The sequence below is a fragment of the Kitasatospora sp. NPDC057500 genome (assembly GCF_042802195.1).
Classification (GTDB): domain Bacteria; phylum Actinomycetota; class Actinomycetes; order Streptomycetales; family Streptomycetaceae; genus Kitasatospora.
Genome location: NZ_JBHVER010000279.1, coordinates 1 through 8494, shown reverse-complemented (window position 1 = coordinate 8494; position 8494 = coordinate 1). Strand labels below are relative to the sequence as shown.

Annotated in this window: 7 protein-coding genes; 4 read left to right on the top strand and 3 right to left on the bottom strand. The window is 72.0% G+C overall.

Annotation, left to right across the window (positions count from 1 at the left end):
* Positions 1 to 127 precede the first annotated feature (127 nt).
* On the bottom strand, positions 128 to 2224 hold the full coding sequence (gene tkt / locus ACFU74_RS34225) for a transketolase (RefSeq protein ID WP_380763964.1): 2097 nt from the start codon (positions 2222 to 2224) through the stop codon (positions 128 to 130).
* 500 nt (positions 2225 to 2724) lie between these two features.
* Here tkt and ACFU74_RS34220 point away from each other — a divergent pair, with 500 nt between their 5' ends.
* The gene (locus tag ACFU74_RS34220) at positions 2725 to 3666 is read left to right on the top strand and encodes a heme o synthase (RefSeq protein ID WP_380763962.1); all 942 of its coding nucleotides are present in this window, start codon (positions 2725 to 2727) and stop codon (positions 3664 to 3666) included.
* Positions 3667 to 3723: 57 nt separating this feature from the next.
* Here ACFU74_RS34220 and ACFU74_RS34215 read toward each other — a convergent pair whose 3' ends face one another.
* A complete protein-coding gene (locus ACFU74_RS34215) occupies positions 3724 to 4365 on the bottom strand; it encodes a DUF2461 domain-containing protein (protein ID WP_380763960.1) in 642 nt (213 codons plus the stop codon).
* A gap of 72 nt (positions 4366 to 4437) precedes the next feature.
* Between ACFU74_RS34215 and ACFU74_RS34210 the strand changes: the two genes are divergently transcribed.
* Positions 4438 to 4776 carry a hypothetical protein gene (locus ACFU74_RS34210; protein ID WP_380763958.1) on the top strand — a complete coding sequence of 113 codons (339 nt, stop codon included), beginning with the start codon at positions 4438 to 4440 and terminating at the stop codon, positions 4774 to 4776.
* Between the two features lie 88 nt (positions 4777 to 4864).
* On the opposite strand, the gene ACFU74_RS34205 is transcribed toward ACFU74_RS34210, so the two are convergent.
* Entirely contained in the window at positions 4865 to 5848 is a 984-nt protein-coding gene (locus ACFU74_RS34205) for a heme A synthase (protein ID WP_380763956.1), read from the bottom strand.
* Positions 5849 to 6094: 246 nt separating this feature from the next.
* Between ACFU74_RS34205 and ACFU74_RS34200 the strand changes: the two genes are divergently transcribed.
* The gene (locus ACFU74_RS34200) at positions 6095 to 7486 is read left to right on the top strand and encodes a choice-of-anchor A family protein (RefSeq protein WP_380763954.1); all 1392 of its coding nucleotides are present in this window, start codon (positions 6095 to 6097) and stop codon (positions 7484 to 7486) included.
* Between the two features lie 329 nt (positions 7487 to 7815).
* A partial coding sequence (locus tag ACFU74_RS34195) for a hypothetical protein (RefSeq protein ID WP_380763952.1) occupies positions 7816 to 8494 on the top strand: 679 nt, incomplete at its 3' end.

Below are 8494 nucleotides of genomic sequence, written 5' to 3'. Positions count from 1 at the left end.
CTTCGTCGCTGTGGCGCTGCCGGGCGTATGTCATGGGGCTCCCTGCCCTTGACTGCTACGTGGGGTGGGGTGGGGGGGGGGGCGGGCGGGGGCGCCGGTGTGCGGTCGGCGCCCCGGCCCGGTGCCGCTAGCGGTTGACGGCCTCGAGCGAGCGCAGCGCGTTGTGGGCCTCGGCGACCACGCGCTCGGCGGTGATGCCGAACTCCTCGAAGAGCACCTTGTAGTCGGCGGAGGCGCCGAAGTGCTCCAGCGAGACGATCCGGCCGTGGTCGCCGACCAGCTCGCGCCAGCCCTGGGCGATGCCGGCCTCGACCGAGACGCGGGCCTTGACCGACGGCGGCAGCACGCTGTCGCGGTAGGCCTGGTCCTGCTCCTGGAACCACTCGAAGGACGGCAGCGAGACGACCCGGGTGGCGATGCCCTCGGCCTCCAGGACCTCGCGGGCCCTGACGGCCAGCTGGACCTCGGAGCCGGTGCCGAGCAGGATCACCTGCGGGGTGCCGGTGGAGGCCTCGGCCAGGACGTAGCCGCCCTTGGCGGTGCCCTCGGGGTTGCCGTAGGACGTGCGGTCGAAGGTCGGGACGTTCTGGCGGGTGAGCGCCAGGCCGACCGGGCCGGGGTGGGTGGTCTGCCGCTCGATGACGGTGCGCCAGGCGACGGCGGTCTCGTTGGCGTCGGCCGGGCGGACCACGGACAGGCCCGGGATGGCGCGCAGCGAGGCCAGGTGCTCGACCGGCTGGTGGGTCGGGCCGTCCTCGCCGAGACCGATCGAGTCGTGCGTCCACACGTAGGTGACCGGCAGCTTCATCAGGGCGGCCAGGCGGACGGCCGGGCGCATGTAGTCGGCGAAGACCAGGAAGGTGCCGCCGTAGACGCGGGTCTTCCCGTGCAGCGCGATGCCGTTCATGGTGGAGCCCATGGCGTGCTCGCGGATGCCGAAGTGGATGGTGCGGCCGTAGGGGCCGGCCGTCTTCAGCGGGTTGCCCTCGGGGAGGAAGGAGCTGTCCTCGTCGATGGTGGTGAGGTTGGACTCGGCGAGGTCGGCCGAGCCGCCCCACAGCTCCGGGATCACCGCGCCGAGGGCCTTGAGGGTCTCGCCGCTGGCCTTGCGGGTGGCGACGTCCTTGCCGGCCTCGAAGACCGGGACGGCCTTCTTCCAGCCCTCGGGCAGCTCGCCGGCCTCGATGCGGTCGAACTCGGCGGCCCGCGACGGGTTGGCGGCGCGCCAGGCGTCGAAGGACTGCTGCCACTCGGCGCGGGCGGCCTTGCCGCGCTTGACGACCAGCCGGGCGTGCTCGATGACCTGGTCGCTGACCTCGAAGGTCTTCTCAGGGTCGAAGCCCAGGACCTTCTTGGTGGCGGCGATCTCGGCGGCGCCGAGCGCGGAGCCGTGGGCCTTGGCGGTGTTCTGGGCGTCCGGGGCCGGCCAGGCGATGATCGTGCGCATGGCGATCATCGACGGGCGGGAGGTCTCGGCCTTCGCGGCGGCCAGCGCCTCGGCGAGCGCGGCGACGTCGATGTCGCCGTTGGCCTTCGGCGTGACGCGCTGGACGTGCCAGCCGTACGCCTCGTAGCGCTTGAGGACGTCCTCGGAGAAGGCGGTCTCGGTGTCGCCCTCGATCGAGATGTGGTTGTCGTCGTACAGGGCGACCAGGTTGCCGAGCTTCTGGTGGCCGGCCAGCGAGGAGGCCTCGGCGGAGATGCCCTCCTCCAGGTCGCCGTCGGAGACGACGGCCCAGACGGTGTGGTCGAAGGGCGACTCGCCGGCCGGGGCGTCCGGGTCGAACAGGCCGCGCTCGAAGCGGGCGGCCATCGCCATGCCCACGGCGTTGGCGATGCCCTGGCCGAGCGGGCCGGTGGTGGTCTCGACGCCGGCGGTGTGGCCGTGCTCGGGGTGGCCCGGGGTGCGGCTGCCCGCCACCCGGAACGCCTTGAGGTCGTCGAGCTCCAGGCCGTAGCCGGAGAAGTAGAGCTGGGTGTAGAGCGTCAGGCTGGTGTGACCGGGGGAGAGGACGAACCGGTCACGGCCGACCCAGGCGGGGTCGGTGGGGTCGTGGCGCAGGAAGCGCTGGAAGATCAGGTAGGCGGCCGGGGCCAGGGACATGGCGGTCCCGGGGTGTCCGTTGCCGACCTTCTGTACCGCGTCCATCGCCAGGACGCGGGCCGTGTCGACGGTCCGCTCGTCGAGGTCCGACCACTCGAATGCATTCGGCGTCGTGCTCACCCTGTCTCAGGGCTCCTTCCATGGTGAAGAGTGACCCCGTGAGGGACCGGGTCGGCCACGTCGCTGGGGCCGGACGCTGTGGTGGTGCCGGTCACGGAGGGTAGATCCCGCTTCTTTGGGCGAGCCTACCGTCCGGGCCGGGGCTCACCCTCCGTGGTGGGACAACTCAGGCATGTTGGCCGTCATTCCCCGGGCGGTCCGTGGACGACCGTGCGCCGTGGCGGCCCGGTCCTTTGTCCACCCTCGCCCGGATCCGTCCGGTTCGCCTCTCCGGGCCGCGGCAGGGGGGAGCGGCGGCCCCGCGGGGGCCCCGACGGCAACGTTCCAGGTCGGGGCGGCGGGGGTTCACCCGGGGGTGTGCGTTCCGCCCCGCCGGGGCACCCCGGGGCCGGTGGGGAGATATGGAGCGTCTAAGGTGGCGTGGTACGCGCAGAGCGGACGATTCGGGAGACAACGTTCCGGTGGCCGCCTGTGAGGATTCATCTTCAGTTGGGGTGTTAGTGACCGCCGTCGAATCCCGTCCCGCCGGGGTCACCGGGGCGACGCCTGCGCAACGGCCGTTCGGGGCCCGTGTCGGCGCCTTCGTCGCACTGACCAAGCCGCGGATCATCGAGCTGCTGCTGATCACCACGGTGCCGGTGATGTTCCTCGCGGAACGCGGGGTGCCGGACCTGCTGCTGGTGCTGAAGGTGGTCCTCGGCGGGTACCTCTCGGCGGGCGGCGCCAACGCCCTCAACATGTACATCGACCGCGACATCGACGCGGTGATGTCCCGCACCGAGCGCCGGCCGATCGTCACCGGCATGGTCTCGCCGCGCGAGGCGCTGGTGTTCGGCATCGCGCTCGGCGTGCTGTCGACGGTCTGGCTGGGCGTCCTGGTCAACTGGCTGTCCTCGGCGCTGGCGCTCGGCGCCCTGCTCTTCTACGTGTTCGTCTACACGCTGGGGCTGAAGCGGCGCACCGCGCAGAACATCGTCTGGGGCGGGATCGCCGGCTGCATGCCGGTCTTCGTCGGCTGGGCGGCGGTCACCAACTCGGTCTCCTGGTCGGCACTGGTGCTCTTCCTGGTGATCTTCTTCTGGACGCCGCCGCACTACTGGCCGCTGTCGATGAAGGTGCGCGAGGACTACGCCCGGGCCGGGGTGCCGATGCTGCCGGTGATCAAGGGCAACCTGGCGGTCGCCAAGCAGATCGTCGCCTACTCCTGGGTGATGGTGGCGGTCTCGCTGCTGCTGTGGCCGCTGGCCGACACCAGCTGGCTCTACCCGGTGTCGGCGGTGCTGCTCGGCGCGGCCTGGCTCAAGGAGGCGCACGCGCTGCACGGGCGGGCCAAGGCCGGGGTGGTGGGCGCCAAGCTCAAGGAGATGCGGCTGTTCCACTGGTCGATCACCTACCTGACACTGCTGTTCGTGGTGATCGCGGTGGATCCGTTCGTGAAGTGATGCGCTGAAGAGAAGGCCCCGGTCGATCCGACCGGGGCCTTCCTCCTTTCCGGGTGCTCAGCGGGACGGGAGCCCGGAGGGGCCGACGTGGCCGTCCAGCCAGTCCTTGAGGGGTTGGGAGGCCCGCAGGAAGCCGGTGATCCGCTCGTAGGCCGCCCGGGTGCCCAGCCAGGGCTCCGGGGCCCACTCCTGCCACGCGATCAGCCCCTTGTGGCGGAGCAGGGCGATCCGCGGGTGGTCCTTGGGGTAGCCGCGCGGGGCGGACTTCAGGGAGTCCCGGCCGACCACCTCGGGGCCGGCCTTGCGGACCCGGGCGACCACCCGCTCCAGCTCGGCGCCGGAGACGTCCTCGGCGACCGCGGCGCGGTAGCGCTCCAGCTGGTCGGCGGCGAGCTGGTACAGCCCGTTGCCGCAGGCCAGGCCGTCGGCGGAGAGCTGGACGTAGCCGCCGGCCCGCAGGTGGGCGCCGATGTGGGTCTTGTAGGGGGACTTGTCGGCGCTGAACCGGACGTCGCGGTTGGGGCGGAAGATCCTTCCCGGCCCGAACTCGGGTTCCAGCTCGGCGAGCAGCCGTTCCATGGGCTCCCGTACGGCCTGCTCGTACTGGTCCTTGTGGGACTGCCAGAAGGTCTTGGAGTTGTCGGCTTCGAGGTGCTCGTAGAAGTCGAGGGCCTCGGCCGGCCAGCCGTCGAAGGTCACCCCCTCAGTATGTGGCCCGGTGCACACGGCGCTCCCGTCGCCAGTGCCCCTACCGCTGGGTAGCATGCGGGCATGAGCAGCGCAGAGACCGCCACCCCCGCCGCGCCGGACGCCCGCGCCGAGCGCCGTGCCAAGCGCATCGCCAAGAACCTGACCGCCTTCGCCGCGCAGCACGGCGGCAGCGCCGACGGCGTCGTGGAGTACGTCGGCGCGGTCGCCACCCGGATCGTGGTGGTCGGCGCCGACGGCACCTGGGGCGACCAGGTCGCGCCCAGCTACGCGGTGGGCCGCCGGGCCGCCGAGCTGGCCGGGATCACCCTGCACGACGACTTCGAGGGCGAGCTGGGCCTGCGCGTGAAGACCGGCGAGTACGAGTGGAAGCGGATGGCCGGCATCCAGCTCGGCGGCTGACCCGCTCCGCCCGCGCGTACGCCGAAGGGCCCCGGTCGCGTCGACCGGGGCCCTTCGCGGTGTCCGTCCGGGGGCCGTCCGGGGGCCGTCAGGCGGTCGCGGGTTCGGGGGCGCGGGCGGCGGGGGCGGTCGCGGGGGCGTCCTCGCGGGCGCGCAGGGCGAGGGGGATGCGCAGGGCGGCGATCCAGATCAGGGTGGCGCCGAGCATGTGGAGTCCGACCAGGAGCTCGGGGACGTCGGTGAAGTACTGGACGAAGCCGATCACGCCCTGGAGCAGCAGGCCGACGAGCAGCTCGCGGGCCCGGGCCTTGGCGGCCGGCGGGGCCTTGACGGCGGCGAAGACGAAGATCACCGCGATCGAGAGGCCGATCGAGACGAAGGCCAGGTCGGCATGGGCCTGGGCGAGCCGGTCGTAGTCCAGCGGGATGCGCGGGACCATCTTGTTGTCCCGGGGCGTGCCGGGGTGGTGGCCGGCGCCGGTGACCAGGGTGCCGGCGGCCACCAGCAGGCCGATCGCGCCGACCAGCACGTAGCTGAGCCTCCTGATGGGCTCGGCCACCAGCGGGCGGGCCGGGCCGTCGCCCTCCTTGCTGCGCTCCCACATCAGGGTCGCGACCCAGACCAGGGCCATCGCGGCGATCAGGTGCAGCGCCACCGTGTAGGGGTTGAGGCCGGTCAGCACGGTGATGCCGCCGAGCACGGCGTTGCTCATCACCAGCCAGAACTGGGCCCAGCCGAGCTTGGACAGGCCGCGCCGCCAGGGCCGGGAGCAGCGGGCGGCGAGGATCGCCCAGCCGACGGCTGCGCTCAGGACGTAGGTGAGCATCCGGTTGGCGAACTCGATGACGCCGTGGAAGCCCATCTCGGCGGTCGGTGTGAGGCTCTCGTCGGTGCAGCGCGGCCAGGTGGTGCAGCCGAGGCCGGAGGCGGTGAGGCGGACGGCACCGCCGGTGACGACGATCACCACGCTCATCACCAGCGCGGCGAACGCGGCGCGCTTGACCACGGCGGCGGAGGGCTGCCAGCGCTCGGCGAGCAGGGAGAAGGGGGTGGTGTTAGGCACGGCGTCCATGGTATGCGGCCTTACAGGCGATCTTGGAGCGGGGCGGACGCCGTTGCTCCGGCTGAACGGCGGAGCTTTCCCATGTCGACTTAGAGGTAAACCCACTGGATGCAAAGAGGGCGCAAAAAGGACTGTTCGGGCAACGCGGTCATTGGTCTTGACCATTCACCCATTTGGCCGAAAGAGTGCGGGTTGGTCCATACCTTTTTCAGGTGGACCCCTCCCACCCCCCGCACGTAAGCGGAGATCCTGCACATGCGCATATCCGTTCCCGCCGCAGCGCTCGCGCTCGGTGGATCACTCGTACTGGCCGCGCTCGTAGCCCCGGCCACCGCCCACGCAGCCGACCCGAACCAGTGCCTGAGCCTCGGGGTCGCCAACCTCTACGGTGAGTTCGTGGAGGGCGACGACACCCACACGCCGGACGCCGAGGGTGCGGTGGCGGTCGGCGGCAACGCCGACTTCACCGGCGGCTTCTCGGTCGGCCAGGAACTGACCGCCGACCAGGTCAAGGCGCTGCCCGGCGGAAACGCCCTGGTCGTGGCGGGCAAGCTGACCGGGCACAACACCCAGGTGATGAAGGGCAACGGCGTCTACGGCGCGAAGACCGAGGCCGATGTGATCCAGGCCCACCAGGGCAGCATCGCCCAGGGCGCCTCGCCGATCGACTTCGCCGCCGAGTTCGCCAAGGCGCGCTCCGTCGCCACCACGCTGGCGGGGCTGCCGCAGACCGCCGGCGCCACCGTCGAGGCCAAGGGCAAGGAGCTCCACCTCACCAGCGGCGACGCGAAGTTCAACAGCTTCACGGTCCCCGCCGCCACCCTCCAGGGCGCCACCGACATCTACGTGAAGGTGCCGGCCGGCGCGGTCACCGTGGTCACCGTGACCGGCTCGTCGTACGACCAGGCCGCCGCGAAGACCACGGGCTTCCACCTGTGGGACGAGGGCAAGAAGGCCTACGTCCTGGACGACAAGCTGCAGAGCGCGCACGGCGGTGCCATCCGCTCCAAGCTGCTCTGGAACTTCCCGACCGCCACCAAGGTGGTCAAGAGCAGCCTGGCCGCCTGGTCCGGCACCGTGCTGGCGCCGAACGCCGCCTTCGACCTCGGCTCGGCCGCCCCGGTGAACGGCTCGGTCATCGTCAAGTCGCTGACCGGCAAGGGCGGTGCGGAGACGCACCACTACCCGTTCACCGGCTGCCTGCCGGGCGTCGTGCCGCCCACCACGCCGCCGACCACCCCGGCCACCACGCCGCCGGTGGTGGTGCCGACCGGTACGCCGTCCGCCACCACCACGCCGTCGACGCCGGCCACCCCGGGAACCACCGGGACGCCGAGCACCCCGCCGGCCACCCCGGGCACCCCTGGTCCGTCCGTGACGCCGGGCGCTTCTAGCAGCCCGTCCGCGTCGGGTACGGCCAAGCCGTCCGCGGGCGCCTCGGCGAGCCCGTCGGCCTCCGCGTCCGGCGCGGCGGTCGTGGCGGGTGCCGCGGCGAGCCCGTCGGCCCAGGCCAACGCCGGGGGCGACCTCGCCCACACCGGTTCCGGCCCGGTCGTGCCGCTGGCGATCGGCGGTGCGGTGGTGATCGCCGCCGGTGGCGCGCTGGTCCTGGTCGCGCGTCGGCGCAAGGCGGCCGGCCAGGTCTGAGTCCGCCGCGGGACGACGTCGGACCGATAACGGTCCGAACTGCCCGAACAGGCACCCCCGGTGATCGCGAACGATCACCGGGGGTCGCGCTTTTCGGCCACTGTGACAGAGTTCATTTCAAGTTGGCCGAAGCGGTGTCGTTCGAGGCAGCGGGTGTGATGGGCTGCCGATGCACATGCGGGTGCGGACGGAAAGAGGAATTCCGGCCGCGCAGCGGGGTGTGGAGGGGTACGGGGGTGCCGGTAGAGTCCCCCGGACAGTCGTAGCGGGCCACCGCTGTTCCACTCAACGCGCCTGCTGCACAAGACCGTTCGGAGGGGACAAACGAGATGGCGCGACAGCGGCGGCAGACAGTGATCGGAACCGGAGCGGCGATCGCGGGAACGGCGGCGGCCGCGGCCCTGCTGCCGGTGGTGCTGGCGACCAGTGCCTCGGCCCACGTGCCGACCTGGCAGGTGACCTGCGACAAGGTCGTGATCGACCTGAAGAACTACAGCCCCGAGGCGAACATCAAGAACGTCGTCAGCCTGACCGTCGGCGGCGAGAAGCTGCTCGACCAGCAGGTGTTCGGCAAGGAGTTCCACCAGACCTTCCCGGTGAAGGCGCACAACGAGCCGGTCAGCGCCACCCTCGTGGTGACCACCACCGAGGACCCCAAGAACAACGACTGGAACAAGACCGAGACCAAGACGATCCCGGTCTGCGCGACCCCGACTCCCACCCCCACGCCGACGCCGACTCCCACCCCGACGCCGACGCCGACGCCGACGCCGACCCCCACGCCCACCCCGACGCCGACTCCCACCCCGACGCCGACGCTCACCCCGACCCCGACCCCCACGCCCACCCGTACGGCGACGCCGACCCCGACGCCCACCCCGACCCGTACGGCGACGCCCACCCCCACCCCCAGCCGTACGGCGACGCCCACGCCGACCCCGACGCCCACGCAGACCCCGGTCGCCCCGGCGCTCGCCCAGACCGGTAGCAGCGACGCCACCCCGGTCA